General features: G+C 51.8%; 20 protein-coding genes and 2 pseudogenes. 7 read left to right on the top strand and 15 right to left on the bottom strand.

Features of this window, described 5'->3' with window-relative positions; translation table 11 throughout:
- Window positions 1–14: 14 nt before the first annotated feature.
- Window positions 15–1,253 carry a DHH family phosphoesterase gene (locus tag QSJ10_RS07535; RefSeq protein WP_053532747.1) on the top strand — a complete coding sequence of 413 codons (1,239 nt, stop codon included), beginning with the start codon at window positions 15–17 and terminating at the stop codon, window positions 1,251–1,253.
- Window positions 1,254–1,482: 229 nt separating this feature from the next.
- A complete protein-coding gene (locus QSJ10_RS07530; RefSeq protein ID WP_053532746.1) occupies window positions 1,483–1,677 on the top strand; it encodes a hypothetical protein in 195 nt (64 codons plus the stop codon).
- Window positions 1,678–2,116: 439 nt separating this feature from the next.
- Here the strand turns inward: QSJ10_RS07530 and QSJ10_RS07525 are convergent, their stop codons facing one another.
- From QSJ10_RS07525 to QSJ10_RS07505, 5 genes and pseudogenes are all read right to left on the bottom strand, one after another.
- A complete protein-coding gene (locus QSJ10_RS07525; protein ID WP_015374844.1) occupies window positions 2,117–2,542 on the bottom strand; it encodes an NUDIX hydrolase in 426 nt (141 codons plus the stop codon).
- A gap of 163 nt (window positions 2,543–2,705) precedes the next feature.
- Window positions 2,706–3,302 carry a hypothetical protein gene (locus tag QSJ10_RS07520; protein WP_230847148.1) on the bottom strand — a complete coding sequence of 199 codons (597 nt, stop codon included), beginning with the start codon at window positions 3,300–3,302 and terminating at the stop codon, window positions 2,706–2,708.
- A 60-nt stretch (window positions 3,303–3,362) separates the two neighbouring features.
- Window positions 3,363–4,241, bottom strand: a complete 879-nt coding sequence (locus QSJ10_RS07515) for an IS982-like element ISGsp1 family transposase (RefSeq protein WP_289493487.1) — start codon at window positions 4,239–4,241, stop codon at window positions 3,363–3,365.
- An 857-nt stretch (window positions 4,242–5,098) separates the two neighbouring features.
- Window positions 5,099–7,303: a catalase/peroxidase HPI gene (gene katG, locus QSJ10_RS07510; RefSeq protein ID WP_053532406.1), complete on the bottom strand. Its 2,205-nt coding sequence runs from the start codon at window positions 7,301–7,303 to the stop codon at window positions 5,099–5,101.
- A gap of 134 nt (window positions 7,304–7,437) precedes the next feature.
- A pseudogene (locus QSJ10_RS07505) lies at window positions 7,438–8,028 on the bottom strand (PH domain-containing protein); the annotation flags it as partial.
- 159 nt (window positions 8,029–8,187) lie between these two features.
- On the opposite strand from QSJ10_RS07505, the gene QSJ10_RS07500 reads away from it, so the two are divergent.
- On the top strand, window positions 8,188–9,552 hold the full coding sequence (locus QSJ10_RS07500; protein ID WP_033014144.1) for an amino acid permease: 1,365 nt from the start codon (window positions 8,188–8,190) through the stop codon (window positions 9,550–9,552).
- Between the two features lie 51 nt (window positions 9,553–9,603).
- Here the strand turns inward: QSJ10_RS07500 and QSJ10_RS07495 are convergent, their stop codons facing one another.
- From QSJ10_RS07495 to QSJ10_RS07475, 5 genes are all read right to left on the bottom strand, one after another.
- Entirely contained in the window at window positions 9,604–9,792 is a 189-nt protein-coding gene (locus QSJ10_RS07495) for a hypothetical protein (protein ID WP_236930948.1), read from the bottom strand.
- 227 nt (window positions 9,793–10,019) lie between these two features.
- The gene (locus tag QSJ10_RS07490) at window positions 10,020–10,586 is read right to left on the bottom strand and encodes a YdhK family protein (protein WP_033014148.1); all 567 of its coding nucleotides are present in this window, start codon (window positions 10,584–10,586) and stop codon (window positions 10,020–10,022) included.
- A 126-nt stretch (window positions 10,587–10,712) separates the two neighbouring features.
- Window positions 10,713–11,270 carry a TVP38/TMEM64 family protein gene (locus tag QSJ10_RS07485; protein WP_033014150.1) on the bottom strand — a complete coding sequence of 186 codons (558 nt, stop codon included), beginning with the start codon at window positions 11,268–11,270 and terminating at the stop codon, window positions 10,713–10,715.
- A 31-nt stretch (window positions 11,271–11,301) separates the two neighbouring features.
- On the bottom strand, window positions 11,302–11,982 hold the full coding sequence (locus tag QSJ10_RS07480; RefSeq protein WP_033014152.1) for a response regulator transcription factor: 681 nt from the start codon (window positions 11,980–11,982) through the stop codon (window positions 11,302–11,304).
- Between the two features lie 2 nt (window positions 11,983–11,984).
- The gene (locus QSJ10_RS07475) at window positions 11,985–13,358 is read right to left on the bottom strand and encodes a sensor histidine kinase (RefSeq protein ID WP_053532405.1); all 1,374 of its coding nucleotides are present in this window, start codon (window positions 13,356–13,358) and stop codon (window positions 11,985–11,987) included.
- A gap of 216 nt (window positions 13,359–13,574) precedes the next feature.
- Between QSJ10_RS07475 and QSJ10_RS07470 the strand changes: the two genes are divergently transcribed.
- The 3 genes from QSJ10_RS07470 to QSJ10_RS07460 all read left to right on the top strand — a co-directional run bounded on the left by QSJ10_RS07470 (window position 13,575) and on the right by QSJ10_RS07460 (window position 16,813).
- Window positions 13,575–15,668, top strand: a complete 2,094-nt coding sequence (locus QSJ10_RS07470) for a DNA topoisomerase III (RefSeq protein WP_033014155.1) — start codon at window positions 13,575–13,577, stop codon at window positions 15,666–15,668.
- Window positions 15,669–15,788: 120 nt separating this feature from the next.
- Entirely contained in the window at window positions 15,789–15,986 is a 198-nt protein-coding gene (locus QSJ10_RS07465; protein ID WP_053532404.1) for a hypothetical protein, read from the top strand.
- Entirely contained in the window at window positions 15,986–16,813 is an 828-nt protein-coding gene (locus QSJ10_RS07460) for a serine/threonine protein kinase (protein WP_033014158.1), read from the top strand. Before QSJ10_RS07465 ends, QSJ10_RS07460 begins: the two co-directional genes overlap by 1 nt.
- A 180-nt stretch (window positions 16,814–16,993) precedes the next feature.
- Here the strand turns inward: QSJ10_RS07460 and QSJ10_RS07455 are convergent, their stop codons facing one another.
- Window positions 16,994–17,236: a hypothetical protein gene (locus tag QSJ10_RS07455; RefSeq protein WP_049626149.1), complete on the bottom strand. Its 243-nt coding sequence runs from the start codon at window positions 17,234–17,236 to the stop codon at window positions 16,994–16,996.
- Window positions 17,237–17,266: 30 nt separating this feature from the next.
- Window positions 17,267–17,533 carry a hypothetical protein gene (locus QSJ10_RS07450; RefSeq protein ID WP_033014171.1) on the bottom strand — a complete coding sequence of 89 codons (267 nt, stop codon included), beginning with the start codon at window positions 17,531–17,533 and terminating at the stop codon, window positions 17,267–17,269.
- 153 nt (window positions 17,534–17,686) lie between these two features.
- On the opposite strand from QSJ10_RS07450, the gene QSJ10_RS07445 reads away from it, so the two are divergent.
- A complete protein-coding gene (locus QSJ10_RS07445) occupies window positions 17,687–17,893 on the top strand; it encodes a hypothetical protein (protein WP_033014172.1) in 207 nt (68 codons plus the stop codon).
- A 152-nt stretch (window positions 17,894–18,045) separates the two neighbouring features.
- Here QSJ10_RS07445 and QSJ10_RS07440 read toward each other — a convergent pair.
- The 3 genes and pseudogenes from QSJ10_RS07440 to QSJ10_RS07430 all read right to left on the bottom strand — a co-directional run bounded on the left by QSJ10_RS07440 (window position 18,046) and on the right by QSJ10_RS07430 (window position 22,372).
- A pseudogene (locus QSJ10_RS07440) lies at window positions 18,046–18,832 on the bottom strand (ABC transporter ATP-binding protein).
- Window positions 18,829–19,956, bottom strand: coding sequence for a nitric oxide synthase oxygenase (locus QSJ10_RS07435; RefSeq protein ID WP_080997640.1), 1,128 nt, complete (start codon window positions 19,954–19,956; stop codon window positions 18,829–18,831). Before QSJ10_RS07435 ends, QSJ10_RS07440 begins: the two are co-directional and overlap by 4 nt.
- 298 nt (window positions 19,957–20,254) lie before the next feature.
- Window positions 20,255–22,372: a YhgE/Pip domain-containing protein gene (locus tag QSJ10_RS07430; RefSeq protein ID WP_049625462.1), complete on the bottom strand. Its 2,118-nt coding sequence runs from the start codon at window positions 22,370–22,372 to the stop codon at window positions 20,255–20,257.
- Window positions 22,373–22,400: the final 28 nt, after the last annotated feature.

Genomic DNA, 22,400 nt, shown 5'->3' with positions numbered 1-22,400 from the left:
AAGGATGGGAATCGATGATCAAACTATTTACCGACAGCGATTTAGACGGCATCGGCTGTGGATTGCTCGCCAAGCTGGCGTTTGCCGAGGTGAACATTTCGTTTTGCTCGTACCGGAACTTGGATGAACGGGTCAGCCAGTTCTTGCAAAGCGAGGAAGCGAATGGCGCCATGCTGTTTATCACCGACCTAGCCGTCGGCCAGGAGGTGGAGCAGCAGCTCGCCGAGCGGGCGAAGCGCGGCGGCCATGTGCAAGTCATCGACCACCACGTGACCGCGCTTCATTTCAACAGCTATCCATGGGGATGGGTCGCGCCCGAACGGGAAGACGGCAAAAAAACATGTGCAACCTCGCTCTTTTACGATTACCTCGTCCGCGAAGGAAAACTGGCGCCTAACGAAACGTTGGATGCGTTTGTCGAGCTCGTCCGCCAGTACGACACGTGGGAATGGGAAGAAAATGGGAATTTGCAAGCGAAGCGGCTCAACGATTTGTTCACCATTCTCGGGCTCGACGGCTTTTGGGAGACGATGAGCGAGCGGCTCGCCTCCGGGGAGGCGTTCGCCTTGACGGAGACGGAAGAGTTGCTTCTGGATATGGAAGAAAAGAAAATTCAACGCTACATCCGACAGAAGCAAAAGCAGCTCGTTCAGCGCTGGATCGGCGATTACTGCATCGGCGTCGTGTTCGCTGAACGCCATCTGTCGGAGCTTGGCAACGCCTTATCCAAACGGCATCCGCACCTAGATTTGATCGCCCTAGTCAATCTCGGGACAAAACATATCGGGTTTCGCACCATCCATGACAATGTCAACGTCGCCGAATTCGCGAAGCAGTTTGGCGGCGGCGGCCACCCGAAGGCATCGGGTTGTTTTGTGGATGACACGACCTTTCCGCTGTTTGTCATCGAGACGTTCCCGCTTGCGCCTGTTTATGGCGATGCGGAACAAAACCAACTGAACAAGCGGGAAGAGGCAGAAGGCGTGTTTTGGACGAATCATCAGGGCCAGTGGTGGTTAAGCCGCCAGACGGAACAGGGATGGACATGGTATGCCGACGGGGGAGAGGCTCGCACCTTTCCCGATGAAGCCGCGGGCGAGCGATGGTTAAAGCGGCAGTTTGCTGCAGGGCTCGCCTACGACGCCGCTGTGCTAGAGTTTTTAAGTGTGCGGCTTGGGCGGGACAAAGACTCCATCCAAGCCGACTATCCGTCGGCTGTCAAACAATACAAACATCAAACCGGCATCGAATAAGGTGCCGGTTTTCTTTGCGGCGACAAGAGGAGAGATCGCTGGCTTTGCAGCATGGCGGCAGGCTGATTCCGACGGTGACAACGAACATACTACGTGACACGGCGGCCCATTCCGCCAGCCATTTTTTCATAGTGCCGCGGCACAGAAAATGTTAACATAATTGTAACAGTTTTTGTGTTTAGAAAAAACAGTCTCTGATTATAATAAGTACTTAGGGAGGTGAAGAAGGGTGAAACAGTACGTCTTTTCCTTTTACACAGAACAAGGAAGAACGTCTGTCTGGGATGAGGCGATTTCGGCATCTGGGATGATGGAAGCCTTTTCAAAAGCTCGACGGCTGCTCATCAGGTACAAACAAGAGAAAGGCATACCGGTTCGCGTTCGGTATAAAGGCGTCCGCTATCGCCACACCGACATTGCATAACGTTGAAAGTTAAAAAGAAAGGATGGGAGCATGCCTTTCCTGCGACAATCGACACGCAGCGGGTAACGTGCAGTGTTTCATGAACCACTTAGGAACACTGCACGTTTTTATTTTATTTGCATCCGCACGCCATTCAACTCGGCAGGAGAAAGGGACAAGCCCAGCCACTGTCAAACGATCAGGAAGGATTGCGGTGAAACACATACATGTCCGCTGCATGCGTATGTTGCAAAAGCGCTCATTCATGACGGATGTCGTTGTTTTTTTGTTTTTTGTCTCACTATCAAAAGATTACTTTTTATTGAGACAAAACCGAATATAACTTCCTATAATTTATATTATGTTAACTTAAGATGGGAAAAAGAGAGAAAGGAACGTCACGATTCCCTCTACTCCCCCCTCGACTCGCTGCAACCGCAGCGCAGTGAAAAGCAGAAAACTATATGTAGTTCAATATTTCACGAGGCGCAAAGTTGTCGATTTTCTGCAATTCGTCTTTGCTCCACCATTTGAGTCCTTTCAGTGTGTCTTTTTCGTTCTTTGTCATATGTTCGATAGACAACACCGTATCGGATTGGATCGTAACGTGATAATAAATTTCCCGGCTAATAAAAGAACCTTGTTTTCCTTCAATCCATACATCCAGTTGGAATATGGGGCCACCGAGAAGATCAACCACTATGCCTAGTTCTTCGTATAATTCCCTTTTTAAAGCTTCAGCTGGGGTCTCGTTTTCTTCAATGCCCCCTCCTGGAGTAACCCATAACACTTTGTTCCCTACTACATCCCGAAATTCAAATTGCTGAAGAAGAATTTCGTTTCGCTCATTGATGATCACTGCTCTAGCACATTTGCGTATCCTCATCGGGCGCTCCTTTCCAGATCTATTTTACAGATGCAGCCGGCCATGACTGCCGAACTCGGGTTTCATAAATGGCCCGAATTCGAACGTCCATGATGGGAAAACTCCTTCTTTTCTTTGTGTGTCAAAGATTCATATTTATTGATAAAAAAACTAACTAAGAGAATCATAAAATAGAATAATTCCTACCCCGCCCTTCAATCTGATCCTTGTATCCGATCAGTGTGTTCTTCATGGTATTCGGATAGCCTGTCTTGAGTCTAAGCTCTTTTAGAGGCATCGCTGGATTCTCAACCATGATCTTTTGAATTCGTATTATTTCTTGTGAATCATATGCTGCTTTATAAGCCATAAAAGGTGATACATAGTCGCTGATATTGACAAAGGTGAGTTCTTCGTGTCCCGTCCATTTATATAGTTTGATTTGCTGTTGAAACTTCATTAAGTTATTTCCTTCAATAAGGAACCGGTATATTAAATCACTTTTTATCTTGGCAGTATTGGACGATTCAAGATAATTTTGTTCCAACAAAAATATAACCATCCCCATAAATGTATCCACTATTTGCAAAGGTATTGATTTAACAGAGTTTTGAGAAAGAACATTAACAACGCGGTAATTTTTATTGCGATAAGCCGAATGTGCGTTCATCTGTTCAATGATTTTCGTTTCAAGAAAAAGCTTATCATACTCATCATTCTGGTCTACCTTAATCTTCACCTTAATCGTTCCAGATTCTTGACTTGATAAATCCCGAGTCATTCCATAAAATAATCTTTCCGGTATTTTGATATAGAATAAACCCGTGGTGCTAGTTGAGCGTCAGCGCTCAACTAGCCCTAGTGTGACCAGGGAATACGCCAACAAGATGCCATCGAGTGCCACTTCAAACCCGGTAATGGAATTCGCTCGAATGTCGGTGATCCGGTATTGGTCTACGAGAATCGAAAACACCGTCTCGATGACTTTGCGTTTTTTCCTGATCCATTCTTCCCATGCCTTGGATGGGCCGTGCTTTTGATTGTGTCGAGACGGTGTCCAGAACGCGGCTTGGTGTTCTTCGTACAGCTTTTCTCGAAGAGCGCGGCTGATGTACCCTTTGTCCCCAAAGTTGTAGGGATGAGGGATTTGAGTCATCACCGTTTCAGCGGCTTTGACGTCGTGGCAGGACGCTTCCGTCACGACATAGCCCATGGCCAGCCCTTGATTGGTCACTTGAAGATGCAGCTTGAAACCGTAGTACCATTGCTTTTTGGAAGCACAATACCCCATATCCGCGATCCCTCGAAATCGCTTGACGCGCTGCATTCTTGCGGGATGGCACAACGGAAGAGGCAAGCTGTCGACGACCGCATAAGCATGGTGTTGGCCACGTTTCGCCAGCTCATGACGGATCCATTTGATGGCGAAACCAAGCGCCCCGCAGCGGCGGTTGTATCGGGAGCGTTCAAGAAACGAGCCGTTTGTGAACAAATTTCCCGTGACAAAACGATGCCAGGCTCGTTCGGAAGAAAAGCCCAGCAGCTTCCCCAAAAGGTGAACCGCCATGACCACTTCGTCTTCTTGCTTGACCAAGTGACGGTTGCGGCGATGAAGATACATTTGAATCAACGACAGTTGGGCAGAAACAAAACAGAAAATAGCGGCATATTGTTTTTGAAGTTTGGCTGGATCTGTAGTAAAATGAAAGTGCTCTTGCATGGGGGATCTCTCCTTTCGAATGTTGGGTGACACTTTCATTCTACTGGAGATCCGCCAGCAAGGGCTATTTTTATGCTTGATCAAGTTTATCTAGCACCACGGGTAGAATAAGTTTCTTAGTTCAGTCGCCGTTAATCCGATTTTCTGTGCCGCATACAAAGCATCCCTATTATTAACGGTTAGAATATTAATCTGTACATTCTCATTAATAACCGTATGAAGAGTTTGAAAATATTTCTTGACAAGGTTGTCTTTCGTATACTCTCGAAAATGAAGTTCACTAAAAGAATTACACTGTTTAAAGATGTTTCGAACTTGCTTAACAACCCTTGCCATTGCGGCATCGGTTCCTCCGTAAGCCCCATAGTAAGAATAGTTAGCGTTAAACTGGTCGAGTTTATTGCTCTCATCAAAATAGATTAAGTAGTGCATATTTAAAGTAAACTCCTTTACTTTCCATACATAAATTCATTTTGTGTTGACTAAAACACGTTTATACCTTACAATCATAAAAAGAAGGTGTTGTTTTCCCCGCCGCCGTTGGGCAGGGCTGAGCTGTCTTTTTATTTTGACGTGAACGTTTGTCCTGTCCCTTTCCCTATGCTATTTGATCTTGATTTGATTCTGCCGCAATCATACTGAAAAACACATAATTTGTCAATAAAATACATACTATTCTCAAAGATTCTCCAAAGGCTCTTTTCTCTCTGCAAATCTCTGACACATAAGCATAAAAACAGGTAATTGAGCGCTCTAGTTTCCTTTCAACGAATCTTTCCCTTTTGATCCACAACAAGTCTAAGAAATATAAAAAAACAGCTTGCCCCTTAAACGGACAAGCTGCTTTTTTTGCCTGGTTAAACTGTGACCGACTCTTTGGCTTGTTTCAAACGAATGTCAAAGCGGTCGGCGTTCATCACTTTCACCCAAGCGTTGATAAAGTCGCGGACGAATTTTTCTCGGTTGTCATCTTGGGCGTAAAATTCGGCGTACGAACGAAGGATTGAGTTGGCTCCGAAAATAAGGTCAACCCGGGTGGCCGTCCACCGCACTTCGCCCGTTTTCCGGTCGCGGATTTCATAAATGCCGCTGTCTGTCGGCACCCATTCGTAGTTCATGTCGACTAAGTTGACAAAGAAGTCATTCGTCAGCACCCCGACGCGATCAGTGAAAACCCCGTGCGGGAGATCGCGATAGTTCGCGCCCAACACCCGCAAGCCGCCGATGAGCACGGTCATCTCAGGTGCGGTCAACCCTAGAAGCTGCGCTTTGTCGATGAGCAATTCTTCCGGACCGACGCTGTACTCTTTCTTTTGATAGTTGCGGAATCCGTCGGCAAACGGCTCCAGTACGGAAAAGCTCTGGACGTCAGTTTGTTCTTGCGTCGCATCACCCCGTCCTGGAATAAACGGCACTTTGACATCAAAGCCAGCGTCGCGCGCCGCCTTTTCAACCGCCGCGCTGCCGCCAAGGACGATCAAGTCGGCGATGCTCACCTTTTTCGGCAGCTCGCGCTGGATGTCTTCATACACCGAAAGCACTTTGGCGAGCCGCTCTGGTTCGTTCACTTCCCAATCTTTTTGCGGCGCAAGGCGTATGCGGGCGCCGTTGGCTCCGCCTCGTTTATCGGAGTTGCGGAACGTGCTGGCTGAGGCCCAAGCGGTTTTGACGAGTTCACTAACCGTCAGACCCGAGTTCAAAATCTTCGCTTTGATTTCTTCAATTTCGGCATCGGTCAATTCATAGTCGACCGTTGGAATCGGGTCCTGCCAGATGAAATCTTCTTCCGGCACTTCCGGACCTAAGTATCTCGTTTTCGGCCCCATATCGCGATGCGTCAGTTTGAACCAAGCGCGGGCGAACGCATCCGCGAACTCATCCGGATTTTCATGGAATCGGCGGGCGATTTTTTCGTATTCCGGGTCAAACCGAAGCGCCAAATCGGTCGTCATCATCATCGTCGGAACTTTTTTCGACGGATCTTCGGCATCCGGAGCCAAGTCTTTTTCATCCGGGTCGACCGCCATCCATTGCCATGCCCCGGCTGGGCTTTTCGTCAGCCACCAGTCATAGCCAAACAGCATATCGAAATACGACATATCCCACTTCGTCGGTGTCGGCGTCCACGCGCCTTCGATGCCGCTCGTGATCGTGTCGCGGCCTTTTCCTTTTCCGTATGAGCTGATCCATCCCAATCCTTGCGCTTCAATCGGAGCGGCTTCCGGCTCGGGGCCGACGTGGGAAGCAGGGCCTGCGCCATGCGCTTTGCCGAACGTGTGGCCGCCGGCGATCAAGGCGACCGTTTCTTCGTCGTTCATCCCCATGCGGCGGAACGTCTCGCGAATGTCGCGCGCTGCCGCTTTCGGATCCGGCTTGCCGTCAGGGCCTTCCGGGTTGACATAGATCAGCCCCATCTGCACAGCCGCAAGCGGATTTTCCAGTTCGCGATCCCCGCTGTAGCGTTCCGAAGCGAGCCACTCTTTTTCCGCGCCCCAATAAATGTCTTCTTCCGGATGCCATACGTCTTCCCGGCCGCCGCCAAAGCCGATCGTTTTGCCGCCCATCGATTCGATGGCGACATTGCCGGCCAAAATCATCAAGTCAGCCCAAGAAATTTTGTTGCCGTATTTTTTCTTGATCGGCCACAGCAACCGCCGCGCTTTATCCAAGTTGGCGTTATCCGGCCAGCTGTTTAACGGGGCAAAGCGCTGCGTGCCGGTCGAACCGCCGCCGCGACCGTCGCCGATGCGGTACGTTCCCGCCGAATGCCACGCCATGCGAATGAACAGCGGTCCGTAATGACCATAGTCGGCCGGCCACCAATCTTGGCTTTCTGTCATCAGTTTGCGCAAATCTTCTTTGAGCGCCCAGTAGTCGAGTTTTTGAAACTCCTCGGCATAATTGAACTCTTCATCATGAGGATTCGTTTTTCGGTCGTGTTGATGGAGAATGCTTAAGTTCAGCTGGTTCGGCCACCAGTCTTTATTGGTTGTTCGATTTGAGTTGTAGCTTGTGACGCTGCCGTGATATGGACATTTGGAAGCATTTTGTTGGTTCCCCATTATTTCTTCCCCTTTCTATCTTTCTATAATTGATAATGATTAGTACATTAGAATTATAATAAATTAATATTTAGTAGTAAAGTATAAAAAATATTTTTTTTACATACAATATTTGTTTGCGGCTGGCGCTTGGGCGACAAAAACCCACATAAAGCGGCAACCACGCCAAGCGCTCCACCGCTTGTCAACGAAGCCACCCCTATTTCTTTCGCCGATAAGGCAAACAGAGCACGATGTGGACGGTTCGCGGATGGTTCTGGATGGGCGGCGGCTCCCACCTTGTGTTTCGCCTGTTCCACGCATCGTTGCAGGCAGCGGGCTTCTTCCTTTGATATGGCCCGAAGCGTCACTTCTGCTTCACCGAGGGCATCACCCGCCGCCTCAACATGTACTTGAACCACTCCCGCCATCCGTTGCCATATCCCCTCTGTCACTGAAATCCCATGGATGCGCTCGAACGGAATCGAACGTCTTTTGCGGACAAACACGCCTTCCTCCACGAGCAAGCGGTCTTCATCCCAAGCGTAGGTAAAGCGGAGCCAAGACAGAACCCCCATCACCACCTTGTATACGACATCCGCCAGCGGCACGATGAAATCCCGCCAAGAGAAGCGGTTCAGACTGCCCGCCACCATGATCACAAGGAGCGGAACGACCATGTTTTTCAGTTCTTTTCCGACTCCCGCCATAATCGCAACGGGATGAAGGCAGCGTCTAGGCGTCATCTTCATCCACCAATTTCCATGTTGGCGATGCCTTTTTTCGACAATCGTTGACAGAACAACTGAACTATTATATTCTGAAATTATCTTTTTTGCTTAACCGCATAAAAGCAAAAAAGCACATCTATGAATCAACATTAGAGCAGAAAGGTTGTTGTCAACATGGAACAATCCCGTCCTCAGCTGCAAAAAGGACTATTGCCCCGCCACGTTCAGCTGATCGCGTTAGGAGGGATGATCGGCACCGGCATTTTTAAAGGAAGCGCCGAGGCCATTCATATCGCTGGACCAAGCGTCGTGCTCACGTACTTGATCGGCGGCGTGCTGTTGTTTTGGATTATGGCTGCACTGGCCGAGATGGCGATCGCGTATCCGGGTTCGAACGTTCAACATTTGATCCGCCGGGCGTTTGGCTTTCGCCTGTCATGGATCGTCGGCTGGCTGTATTGGATCAATTGGACGTTGGTCACTGTTGTCGAACTGCTGGCTGCCGGCAGTTTTCTGAACTATTGGGTTCCGTCTACGCCGTTATGGCTGCTTGCCCTCCTGTGCGCGTGTCTGATCATGGGGTTGAATCTTTTCCCTGTGAAGTATTACGGGGAAGCGGAATTTTGGCTGGCCGGCCTGAAAGTGGCGGCGCTAGTGGTGTTTATCGTGCTCGGGGCGGGCGTATGGGCTGGCGTGATCCCAAGCGGCATAAGCGGCTCGTTTCCGTCTGCCAGCGACGGCGGATGGTTTCCGCACGGGTTTGCCGGAACGCTCAGCGCCTTGCTTATCGTGATGTTTTCCTATGGCGGAGCGGAGCTGATCGGGGTGGCGGTGACGGAGATGAAAGACGCCGAGCAGGTGCTGCCGCGCGTCATTCGCACCACAATCTGGCGGGTTGTCGGCTTTTATCTTTTGCCAATGGCTATCATTTGCGGCATTATGCCATGGAACACCGTTTCGGAAACGAACAGTCCCTTTGTCCAAGTGTTAGAAGCGATCGGGTTGCCCGGCGCGGCCCATGTCATGAACGCGGTGTTGCTCATTGCCGTCTTATCAGCGGCCAATACAGGCGTCTATGCGACTTCTCGGTTGCTGTACACCATGGCTGAACAAGGAGAAGCAAGCCGCCGCTTGCAGCGGACGACGAAACACGGGGTTCCGCTGTACGGGATGGGCATGGTCGCCATCTGCATCGCCGCTGGCGTGATCGGCGCCTACTTGGCGCCCGGGCGGATCATCGAGGAATTGATGACGATTCCTGGATTTACCGTGCTCATCGTTTGGATGATGATCGGCGCCGCTCAGCTGAAGCTGCGGCCGCACTACAAAACGAAGCCGTTTTTCCGAACGAAAGGGTTTCCGTACACAACGATGGCGGCGGTCGGGGCGCTCGGGGCGATTTGGCTTGGCTTTTTGCTTCAAAGAGAGCATCGAATCGGTTCGCTTCTCTGCGTGGCCGTCTTGGTTCTCTTATTCATCTATTCCACTGTCAAAGAAAAGCAGCATCAAGCAACAAAAGCGCCCGGGCGAACGGCGTAACCAAACCGCCTCTTTTCGCTCGGGCGACAGCTAGAGACGGGCGTCCTTTCATCATAGACGGCGCCCGTCTTCCTTTTTTCGTGTCCAACCGTTCCCACGATATTCGTCCCATGCCCGCCAGGCCATGATCGCCATGCCGAGCGCGAGAATCAGCGCCTGTCCGTCCATCCGGTGTTCCGTCCATAAGTGATGCCCTGCCGCTCCGATGCCGTAAAGCACCCAAACCACTGAAAACCACATAACTCCCAACCAAAATCTCCGCATCGTTTCTCCCTTTCTTTCTCCCGTTTTCCCAATAGGGGATTTTCGTATAATTATACCACAATTTTCACAAATGAGCCGAAAAAAACAAGCCATTCCCCTATGCTCCAAGGGAAATGGCTGCGCGGATCGCTCCGTAAGACTCAGGCGAAGCCGCCTATATTGTCTATTTTTTGAAATTTTGCGGAAACACCGATGATGATTCGTTAGTTGGCCGGCGACAGCTCGTCTTCGGTCACCCATTTGTGGTTGGTCACTTTTTGACCAGTTTCCGTATCGATGTAATCGACCATATACACCGTCGTTTGTTTCGCCGAATCAATGACTGCTTTGGCCCCTTTCATCCCTTCCATGTGATCGGCATTCAAGACGACTTCATCGCCCGGCTGGAACGGTTTGTCTCCGGCGTTTTCGATTTCTTCGTGAATGACCCATTTATGGTTTTTCACTGGGTCCCCGCCTGTAGTTGGGGTGTATGTGACCGTATAGACGATCGTGTCAAAGGCACCGGTGACAGTCGCCTTGGCTCCATCCATTCCCGGCATATGGTCGGCATGGATGATGACTTGGCTTCCAACCGGATACTTTGGTTGTTTCGCTTCCTTCAATCCAGCCGGCACCTCTCCTGAACCCGAGTGGTTCATTCCCTCATGACCGGTGTGAGAAGCCGTATTTTCCTTTGGCACTTTGTTGTCGTCTGCACCGGTGCAGGCCGATAGCAAGAGCGCTGCCATGACCGAAGTTGTGCCTAGCAACATTTTTAATTTTTTCATCGTTTTCACCCTCCTTGCCTTGTTAGCATACCCGGCATTTGTGCAGATTTTATGGAGATGGCCTTGGATTTGCCGCTAAAGGCCGTATGGCGCCTAGGCTGACTGTCCTTTTGGGCGGGGGCTGTTTCACCCCGCTGCTTTTTGCCCTATCTTTCGCCAGACGAACCACAAAAGAACGATCGATGCAACAGCGAGCATCAGTTTGCCCGCCCAGGCGGCCTCGAGGAATTGATGGACGGCATACGCTTCCAACCATAAAGCCGGGAGCTTGCCGAGTGAGCTAGCCGTTGCAAACACAGAAAGAGACGTGCGGCCGATGGCAGCAACGAACGTCACCGCCCCGGATGGCACAAACGGCAACAGTCGAAGCGCGAAAATAAGCCCAAATGCCTCCTTGCCACTTGCATGAAGCAACGGCTTCACCTTGGGATGGGAAAGCCATGTCGTCTCGCTCCATCGGCGAAGTCCTTTTCGATACAAGACAAACGAGACGACCGCTCCGATCGCCTCGCCGGCAAACGACACCCAAAAGCCGGGCCAAAATCCGAAAACGGTCAAATTGGCGGCAGTTAAAAAGGCGCTTGGGACGACTCCGAGCACGCTGATCACCACATTGCAGGCTAGACTCAAGAAGTACGCCGCTCCGCCGTATGCTTGAAGGAACTCAATCATCCGTTCTTCCATTTGGCCCAAACGCCTCTCTTTCCGAAAATAGTTATGACTTGCGCCCTTCCCATTTGTAGCCGACGCCCCAGACCGTCTGCAAATAGTCGTCCACTGGGAACCCCGCTTTCCGCAATTTTTCGCGGATGTTTTTCATGTGGGAGTCAACGGTTCTCTCTTCCGTATCAGCGAGATAGCCCCATAGCGATGCGATGATTTGCCCGCGGCTGAACACCTGATTCGGGTGCTTTAACAGCAGTCCCAAAATGGCAAATTCTTTCGGCGTCAACGCAATCGGCTTATCTTCGTAGCGGACCGTATGTTCCTCTTCGTCCCATACAAGCCCGGCCGCGCGAATGGCGGAACGACCGCCGGCTGTACGGCGCAGCACCGCTTCAATGCGAGCAAGCAGTTCCGCCTCGTCAAACGGTTTCGTCACATAATCGTCCGCTCCGATTTTCAATCCTTGGACAATATCCGCCGTCTCATCGCGAGCGGTGACCATCATGATCGGCACATTCGAAAACGATCGGATGCGGCGGCACGTTTCCCATCCCTCGAGTTCTGGCATCATGACATCAAGCAGCACCAAATCGGCATGATGGCGCCGCAAATAGTCAATGGCTTCCGCCCCCGAACGCCGTTTCACGCAGCGGTAGCCGTTCGGCGCTAAATACAATTCCAATAAATCAAGCATCCGCTCTTCATCATCAACCAACAGCAGGGTATACATCGTTATCCCTCCGGCAGCGTAATGAGGATGGTCGTTCCTTTTCCTTGTTCGCTTCTAGCGGCGATCGTTCCCCCGTGCGCCTCGACGATTTCTTTGGCAATCGCCAAACCGAGTCCGGTCCCGCCGCTTGTCCGCGACCGCGATTTGTCAACCCGGTAAAACCGCTCGAAAATCCGGGGCACATCTTCCGGCGGAATGCCGGTTCCTTCATCGGACACGGCAATGACGATTCCTTGCTTTTGAAGGTGAACGGCGACGGCCACCGTCGTGCCGGAAAACGCGTACTTTCGTGCATTGTCAAGCACGTTGATCATCACTTGCTCGAACCGCTGCCGATCGATCGCGGCCATGACCGAACCGGGGCACTGGCACACAAGCGACAACGATTTTTCCTGAAACGCGGGGCTCAGTTTTTCACACAATTTTGTCAAAAACGAACAAAGATTCGTCGGCTGCTTTTCAATCTGGAACGAGTGTTGCTCCAGTTTGGCTAATTCAAACAAATCTTTGACCATCTTTTCAATCTTTTCCGCTTCTTCGTAAATGATCGCCATATAGTTCGCCCGTTGCTCCTCAGACAGATGCGGACGCCTAGCAATGTCGGCGTATCCTTTCACATACGTCAGCGGCGTGCGCAATTCGTGAGAGATGCTCGCTAAAAATTCGCTCCGCTCTTGTTTCAAATACGCCAAATCGTTGGCCAGCGTTTGAATCGCTCTCCCGAGCTGCGCCAGCTCGTCGTTGCCTTTCATCTCGAGGCGGACGGAAAAATCCCCCCGGCTGAGCGCTTCGGTCGCTCGCTTCATGCGAAGGAGCGGCATCGTGATGGCGCGGGAGAAAAAGGCGATGGTCAACACGGTGATCGCCACCGACAGCACGCCAACGACAATAAAATGATGCTTCAGTTTATACACCATCGTCCGGATCGAGCGAGTGTCTTGAAACATATACACATATCCCCTTGTTTCCCCCCCGATTTGAATCGGGCTGACGGCAGCGATATGCGATGCCCGCTTCCAGTCGGTTTCGACCATCATTCCCCGGCGGGGAATATGGCGACCGTTCGTTAAAGGAATGATGCGCTTGGCAAACGGAACAATGCCGCTAGAAGCCGATACAATCCGGCGCCGGGCGTCAGTGATGGCGACATCGGTTTCCGCCTCTGATTCCATCATCACGACATGCGCCAACGTCGTTCGATCGTTATTTTTCTCCAAGACGTTGCGGTGGCTGTTTCCCCGCGCTATCAGTTGCGCGAATTCTTCCTCGATGCGCGCATGGACGAGCGTAGCGTAGAGGGAAACGAACAGCACCATTTCAATGGCCAAGACAAAGGCAAAAAACAGCATTCCGAGTTTCCATGACAGTTTTCGCACGGATTCCTCTCCTCATCCGTCAAGTCCGAGTGTCATTTCAATTTTACTATTTTATTTGGCAAATGTGCAGAAAGTGTGGAGATGCAGCTTTGCGCCACGCCAAGGCGTCTTGTCCCGCCAAGGAGACAAACCTTGACGGATGCGTCTTTTTCCTTCTTCCTTTATACTTAAGAAGCAGACTATGCTCATGTAGAGACGACAGAAAGGGGTTTATCGATGAAATCGCTCGTGTTAGCGGAAAAGCCGAGCGTCGCCCGCGACATCGCCCGCGTGCTCGGTTGCAAGCAAGCACATAAACATTATTTTGAAGGAAAGCAGCACATTGTCACCTGGGCGCTCGGCCATTTAGTGGAGCTGAAGATGCCGGAAGACTACGACCGAAAATACGAAACATGGCGGATGGAGGACTTGCCGATCATCCCAAAGAAAATGGGCTTGAAAGTCATTCGGCAAACAAGCCACCAGTTTCGCGCTATTGAACGGTTGGCGAAACGACCGGATGTGAAAGATGTCATCATCGCGACCGACGCGGGCCGCGAAGGGGAACTGGTGGCGCGCTGGATTTTAGAGATGATCGGTTGGACGAAGCCGATTTGGCGGCTATGGATTTCGTCGCAAACCGACCGCGCCATCCGCGACGGCTTCCGCCAACTCAAGCCCGGGGTGCAGTTTGAACGCCTGTATCAATCGGCCGTCTGCCGCGCGGAAGCCGACTGGCTGATTGGGTTAAACGTCTCGCGCGCCTTGACGACCAAATACAACGATCCGCTCTCAGCCGGGCGGGTGCAGACGCCGACGCTTGCGATGATCATCGAGCGCGAACGCGAGATCCAATCGTTCGTTCCCGTGCCATATTGGACAATTCGGGCCAAGATCGGGTCCATCACAGCCGTATGGGAGCGGCATGGCGGACATCGTCTGTTTGACCAAGACGAGGCCAACCGGCTGATGACTCGTCTCAAAGGCCAGCCGGCGCGCGTCACATCGATCAAACGGAAACGAAAAAGCGAGTCCGCCCCGTTGCCGTATGACTTGACCGAACTGCAGCGGGACGCAAACAAGCGGTTTGGCTTTTCGGCGAAAAAGACGCTCTCGGTGTTGCAGCGACTGTACGAACAACACAAGCTTGTCACGTACCCGCGCACCGATTCGCGTTATTTGCCAAGCGATATGGAAGCGACGATGACCGAGCGGTTGTTGGCGATGAAATCCGGTTATGAGGACGTCATCGCTCCGCTTCTCGCCAAAGGCAAAGCCAAAGCAGCCAAGCGGGTATTTAACGATGACAAAGTGACCGATCATCACGCCATCGTTCCAACGGATGAGCGGCTCGACCTTAGCAGGCTGTCCACTGATGAGCGCAAGCTGTATGATCTCATCGCCCGCCGTTTTTTGGCGCTTTTCTACCCGCCGCATGAATCCGAAACGACGACAGCCGTCTTTGACATCGGCGGCGAAACGTTTGTCGCCAAGGAGACGGCGGTTGTCAACGCCGGATTTCAAGCCGTTCTCAGCAAAGAAGACAACAAGGCCCAACCAACGTTGCTGCATCTCGCGGAAGGCCAGACGCTCCCATCAGTGCAACTTGAGCTGGAACAATCGTTCACGGAACCGCCTGCCCGTTATTCGGAAGCTGACTTGCTCGCGCAAATGGAGAAATACGGGCTCGGCACGCCGGCGACAAGAGCGGACATCATCGAACGGCTGGTTGAAACCGAAGTGGTCGAGCGAAAAGACGGACGGTTTTATCCGACGAAAAAAGGGAAACAGCTGATTGAGCTCGTCAATGAAGAGCTGAAATCGCCGGAATTGACCGCCCGCTGGGAGCGGGAGCTGGAGGCGATCGCCCGCGGGAAAGGAAATCCACAACAATTTTTGGCCAACATCCGCCGGCAAACGCAGCAGCTCGTTGCCGAAATTAAGCAAAGCGAGCAGGTATACAAAGCGCCAAACCTCACGAATCTGACGTGTCCAGAATGCGGCGCGCTTTTAAAAGAGCGGAAAACGAAAGACGGACGGATGCTTGTCTGCTCGAACTTACAATGCCGCTACCGCCGTCGGCGCGATCCGAAACTGTCGAACCGCCGTTGCCCGCAATGCCACCGGCGTATGGAAATGCATGAAGGAAAAGCAGGACTTTATTTCCAATGCCGCCCGTGCAATATTGTCGAAAAAGCGGACGAGACCAAACGCATTGCCGCCAAAGGCAGCGAACGGGCGCTGCTGAAAAAATACAGCCCGGCCAACGAATCGTTTGGCACGAGTTTAGGGGAGCTGCTCAAGCAGGCGTTGAACGAAAAAAAGGAATGAGGTTGCCGCACCGCGCTAGGGGCTAATGCCCCTGGCGGTTTCTTTTTCATCTTTGAATCTGAAACCTCCCTCTCATTGCCTCGTATATATAGATAAATCTATCACAAAGGAGCGATCACGATGTTGAAAAAATGGCTAAAATCCCTTTTCGGCCATCCCCATCATCCGTCGCACTACCATAAACATTACAGCAGCAGCGACCACCATTATTACAACCCGACGTATCATTCGCACCACTACCCGTCCCAGTACGGGCATCATCACTACAAAAAGAAACATCATAGCGGCAGCTTCTTCTCAAGCTTTTTCGGCAGCTGATGAAACGGTTTTTTGAACGCCATCCGTTCGTTTCCCGCTGGGTTGATCGGCCGCATCGGGGCGGGAAGGTGCTTTTGGGCCGCTATGAAATCATCGAAGAGCTTGGGATGGGAAGCTACGGCATCGCCTACAAAGGGCGCGATCACCTGACAGGCCGTCTTGTCGTCATCAAACAAGCGCGGCGGACAAAAGGCGAAGACGGCCGCCGCTTGCTTCAACGCGAAGCTGACGTGCTCGCCCACCTGCGCCACCCGCAAATTCCGAGGCTGTATGATCGGTTTGTGGAGCGCGGACAGCCGCATCTCGTGATGGAGTATATCGACGGAGAAACGGTGGAAGACCAGATTTTCAAGCTGGAAGCCAAGTACACGGAACAAGAGGCGTTTCGATTGTTAAAGAAGGTGCTTGAGGTCGTCCGGCACGTCCATGCTTTCGGCATCGTCCACCGCGATTTGCGCATCTCGAACATCATTTGGCGCGATGGAACGGCGGCGATCATCGATTTCGGCTTGGCCTGCCGCATCGGCGAACCGGTGGATTTCCGCGATGACGACCCGCTTGAGAAACGGCTGCGGCGCGAACCGCATCCACGAAGCGATTTCTATGCCCTTGGACACTTCACCTTGTTTTTATTGTATTCTGCCTATGAACCGACAAGTGACGAGGAAAAAAGCTGGGAAGAAGAGCTCGATTTATCGCCAAACGCTCGTCGGATCTTGCGGAAAATGCTGCAGCTGGATGCGCCGTATGACCATGTTGACGAGTTGATCGACGACGTGGATCAGTTGCTCGCAGAACCCATCCGGAATCAAGCAGGGGCGCTTTGACGTTTGATCGCACCGTTCCCCGACCAGCCACCCCTTTTCCCCATTTGGAAAGGGGGCTGTTTCAACACCATGCTGTTAAGGAAAAAAGAGGAGCCGCAGTTTTGGCTCCTCGTTTATCCATCGATAAGGTCAGCGGCGCTACTGGTGGTTCGGCCTTCATCATCTCCCCTGTCTTGAAATTTAGAAAAAGAACGATCGACACACGGAATCCAATGACTGCAACCGCTCGATCAGCCCCTGCAAATCGCACGTATGGAGCGTATCGCTCAGTTCGCGGCCTTCCTCCGTCACCAAGTACAAGTGAATTTCCATGCATCCGTCCCAGCGAACGTTGGCGTCAAGCCACCCATCTTCGCTCTCGAGCTCCAGCCCGACCGTCTCCCCTTGGTCATTTTCGTGTTTTGTTTTGATGACCCATACCATCCTTTGTTCCGCCCTTTCCTGTTCGCCGCCTCACTCTTGTTGTTCCGCCCCGATTCCTGACACCGGGGAGCCAGTGGACGTATGTTCATTCACCCAACGGAGTGCCGCGTCCACCACTGCATCGGCGTCAGAAAGCTGGGTGCGGTGCTCAATGATCCAATTGAGCCCGTCTTGCGGATCAAGGTTATGTTGTAAACATTCCACCAAAAATGATTGGACACATGCCACATCGCTCCACTCCCACGCTCCGCACTGGCGGCGCCAAATCGCTTCGATCGCATCTTTCCCAAATTGCATTGAGTTCCTTCCCTCCTGTTGCCCATATTGTCATCCATAGTATGCCTACAACAGATGACAGGGCTCCACAAAAGAAATTGGCGGGAAAGGATTTGATTTCCATTTGTACGGCATCCATCAATGGCCATACTGAGAATATGGAGGTGTTGGTTCATGAGAGAACCTTGGGAAGAACGCAGCGCCGCTTCCAACCTGCCGCGCTATACCCCGGGAATCGGCGTTCCCGATGAAATGAGTCCGATTCGCGATATCGCCCGCGGCTTTGAAAACGGACGGCCGCCGGTCATTGAAATCACGCCCGCTGACGGCCGCCAACAAGCGGACGATATCGATTTTCCGCCCGTTGACCGGGCGTTTTGAAACGTCGAGCCACAAAAGAGGATGTCACGCTGCTTGGCGGACATCCTCTATGCGTTGATGGCGCTATGCGGGTTGAAAATTGAGAAACAGGTGGAGCTACCATTATTTTGTACTAAATCACCAACCTCCTAGCGGTGGAGGAATCGGCCGGCTCAGCGGCGCACAGACGCCCACGGCCGCCCGTTCTCCCAATGAACGCGCATATGGAGGCGAAACGCCGCTGAAAGCCGCTCATCGGTCAGCACATCCTCTTTTCGCCCAGCGGCGGCAATGCGCCCGTCTTGCAAGAGCAGCACATGGGTGATCGATCCCACAATCTCTTCAATATAGTGGGTGACGTATAATACATGGCACGGACGGGACACGACCTGTTCGATCAAGGAAAGCACTTCTTCACGCGCCAATAAGTCTAGGCCAACGGTCGGCTCGTCCAAGATCAGCAGCTTCGGATTCGCCATCAACGCTCGGGCGATCAATGTTTTTCGCTTTTCTCCTTGCGACAGCGTCGCGTATCGCTTCCCTTTTACCGCTTGCAGGCGGAACGATTCCATCAATGCCTCCGCTTGATCCCGGATCCTCGCTAGTTACTGCATCATACAGGCCAATCGTTGCAAACTTGCCGCTGATGATGACATCTTCAACTGTTTCCGTTTGCAGCGTGTCGTGAAATTGATCAAGGAGCGCGCTGCTGACAAACCCGATGTGCCGGCGCAACTCCGGCAGACTCGCCTGTCCAAACCGATAGCCCAATACTTCAACATCCCCGCTCGTCGGGTACTGATAGCCGGTGACGATATTGAGAAGCGATGTTTTCCCGGAGCCGTTTAGTCTAAGAATCGCCCATTGCTCGCCTTCTTTTACTTCCCAGTTTATATCGCGCAAAATCATGCGCTCTCCTCTTGCCCATGACACATCGCGCATGCGGATGATGACGGTCATTGTTCCTCTCCCCTTTGTGGTTCGTATGGACGGTCCTGATAGAAAAAGTTGGGCAGCATCATCGTGTTGTCATACGACCGATGAAAAATGTGCGTTGTTGCCGGAGAAAGAGGCGGAATCAGCCATGTCCAATCGCCGGTGACATGGCGGCCGGCTGCTTTCTCTTGCTGTTCAAACAACTGAAATTGGCGCGCGGCGGTATGATGGTCAACGATGCTGACGCCCGCCTTTTTGTAGGAATACAAAACAGCGATATTCAATTCGACCAACGCCTTGTCTTTCCATAATGATGCGTTGGAGTTGGTGTCAAGCCCCATGCAAGAGGCCACTTTCGGAAGCATGTTGTAGCGATAATCATCGGCAAAATTGCGGGCTCCAATCTCCGTACCCATGTACCACCCGTTAAACGGTGCTGCCATATAGCGAATACCGCCAATTTCTAGACACATATCTGAAATAATCGGGACCGCGTACCATTTTAACTGCAGATCGCGAAACCACGGAAACTCCGGATGTTCAATGGGCACCTCAAGCACCAATTCTTTAGGGATCGGCGTCCAAACAGGCTTCTGGCCGCCTACCTGGATCACCAAGGGCAACACGTCAAAAGGCGTTTTCTCCCCCTTCCACCCAAGCTGTTCACAGGCGCGGGTGAACGTGAGGGAGGATGAGTCGCCGATAATCCCTTCTTCGGTTTCATAACCGGCATAACGAATCAGTTGATGATTCCAAATGCGCACTTCCCCATTGGGACGGAAGATCGTGATCGTCGGTCGGATTTTCCCGCCATTGGTTGCAACCTCAATATGATGGAATAGATACGAAAACACCTCTTCCTCGGTGACCGCTTCTCGCGCATCGATGACATGGAGCGATTGCCAAAACAAGCGGCCGATGCAGCGGTTGCTGTGGCGCCAAGCCATCTTAGCCCCATAGCTTAACTCTTCGTACGTATGGCGGTATGTTCCGGTTTGTTCCACTTCCCAACGGATTTCATTCACCCGCCGCTTTATTTCTTGCTCACTTTTTCCAAGCTCCCGATAGCTTGCTATGATAAACTGTTCTGCTTTTGTCATCAACTGCTCATCGTGCTGTCTGAGCTTATCGCTCTCGATCGTTACCATATATGCTTCTTTTCCTCCACTTCGCCGTCATTCCAATTCCAATCAAGAGGCAAATTCCCCCGACCCACCACATTTGCTCGATAAACATCGAAATCGCCAAAAAAATGAGCGCAAAACCAAGCAGTCGACGGATCGACATGATTCTCTCCCCTTTTCCCCGCCATCGAGCGCTCTCCCATCGCGCAAAAGCAGCAGTGAACAATGCTTGGGAGACGTCTATCCTACGGGGCAATTGAGAATGAAGCAACGCTCTCGTCCCTATTGTAACAGATGCTTCCATAAAGAGAACAGACAATTTTCAATGAAACAAACCACTTTGAACAGCTTTTTCCTTCAGCACGCGCATCCACGTGCTTAACGGGCCTTTCAACACAAGCCCAGCCAAAAGGGCGGCAACGGCAAACAAGAGAAGCCGCTTGACGTCATGCTCAACATTTTCCCATACGATCCCGCCGACTGCCTCGCGCATGATGTCAATGGCGTAGGTAAACGGCAGCCAAGGGTTTAATTGCTGAAAGAACGGAGGAATCAGCTCAATCGGATACGTGCCTCCCGCTCCGGCAATTTGCAAGACGAGCAACACAATCGCCATCGCTTTTCCCACATTGCCGAACAAGGAAACAAGCGAAAAAACCACCGCCATAAAGACAAAGCTGCACAAAAGGCCGAACGTCATGAACCATCCCGGCTCACGGACGAAAATATTCGGCAAGATGAAAGCCGCTCCAGCTGTCACGACCATCGCCTGCAAAGCATTCAGCGTCCAAAAGGTCAACAGCCGTCCGACATATTGTTCCCGCTCATTCGCTTCCGAAAACGAAGAAGGATCGGTCGACAAGACGGAAACAAGCAACAAACATCCTACCCATATGGCCAGCACCGTGTAAAATGGATTCATGCCCGAACCATAGTTCGGCAGCGGGAAAAGGCGGAACGTTTTGACGTCAACCGGGTGAGCAAAAAACGCCCCTTTCGCCTGTGGATCTTGTTTCAACAAGCGAATCAGTTCGTCGATGTCGGTTTCTCTTTTGATTTTCGATAGGAAGGCGGCCAGCTCGCGGACCTGGCGGGAGAGAAATGGATATTGAGCCTGTGCGGTCTTTAGCGCTTGTTGCGCGGCCGCTAAATCACGATCTGTGTTTGACAACCATTGCTCTGCCTCATGTAACGCTTGATCCATGCGAAGAAGCGTTTGTTTCGCTTGGCGCACCTGTTCCCCTGTTTGATTCCATTTTGCCCGCAGCATAGGTAGCAGCCGTTGGCGATATGCTTGATCAAGTTGCTGCGCCTGTGCGTCCAATAAGGCCATTTGTTCACGCAGGTGAGTGATCTTCCCTTCGACGCCTGTTGGATGTTGTTTCACTAGCGCCGCTGTTTCTTGAATAGACGCTAGCGTCTGCTCGATACGGCTGACTGTGCGTTGCACAGGTTGAAGCGAAGAGGAATCAATCGTCCCCTCCCATGTTCTCAACGTTCGGCGCAATTGCTGAACCAATGGGCTCGCGTCTGTTGCCGCCTGTTGGATGAGAGCCGCCCAACGCGCTTGCTTTTCCGGTGTATCGAGGGACTGTGGCGTCTGCTCTGCAAAGGAATAGAGCGCATGAACCGCCATTTCCACCGGCTTTTCCCATAAGTGCGATGAAGCATTGACTTGCATGAACAACTTCTCAACGCGGCCTGTCCATTCTAAACCGCGCCGCACCGTTGTTTTGGCAGCCGGCAGAAGCTCGCGGCCTGTACGAACTAGTGATCTTGCCTCTCCCACATCGCGATCTAGGGCTTTCAATTGTCGTTGAATCGTTGGCAATTCGTTTTCCAAACGAAACACGAACGCTTCAACGCGGCGAATGGTAGGAAGCTGCTGTTCGAGCGTCACTCCCGCTTGGTGGAACAAGGAAAACAATGCGGTATTGACCACCCTCACAAACTCATCGCTGACTCGCGCTGACAATGTACTTGCTCCGCGCTCCGTGATTTTGGGAGCGATGGCGTTCCGTTTGTCGTTTTCATAATAGTAAATAACCGCCCTTTTCGGACGTTTCTGCACTACAGTGGCTAATTTAGCCGAGAAATCAGCCGGAATGACGATCGTCGCAAAGTAGTCTCCCCTCCGAACGCCTTCCATTCCTTTTTTCCGCGTGACAAATCGCCATCCCAACTGGTGGTTGTTTTTTAAGGTCTTGACGATCTCATCGCCGGCGTGAAACCGGTGACCGGCGAGCTCCGCCCCTCGGTCTTCGTTCACGACGCCGACCGGTAAATCCTCTGTATGGGCATAAGGGTCAATCGAAGCCTCTACATTGATCCAAGCGTAAAGCGATGGAAGAACGATCAGACCGAGAGCCAATATGGATGCGGCCCAGTTGGTCGTGAGATGTTTCAAATCGCTCATATAAATGCGCCATGCCTGTTTCACTTTGATCCACTTCCTTTCAAGTCGATCA

It is taken from the genome of Geobacillus stearothermophilus ATCC 12980 (assembly GCF_030369615.1).
GTDB classification, from domain to species: Bacteria; Bacillota; Bacilli; order Bacillales; family Anoxybacillaceae; genus Geobacillus; species Geobacillus stearothermophilus.
This window is presented reverse-complemented; position numbering and strand designations above follow the sequence as displayed.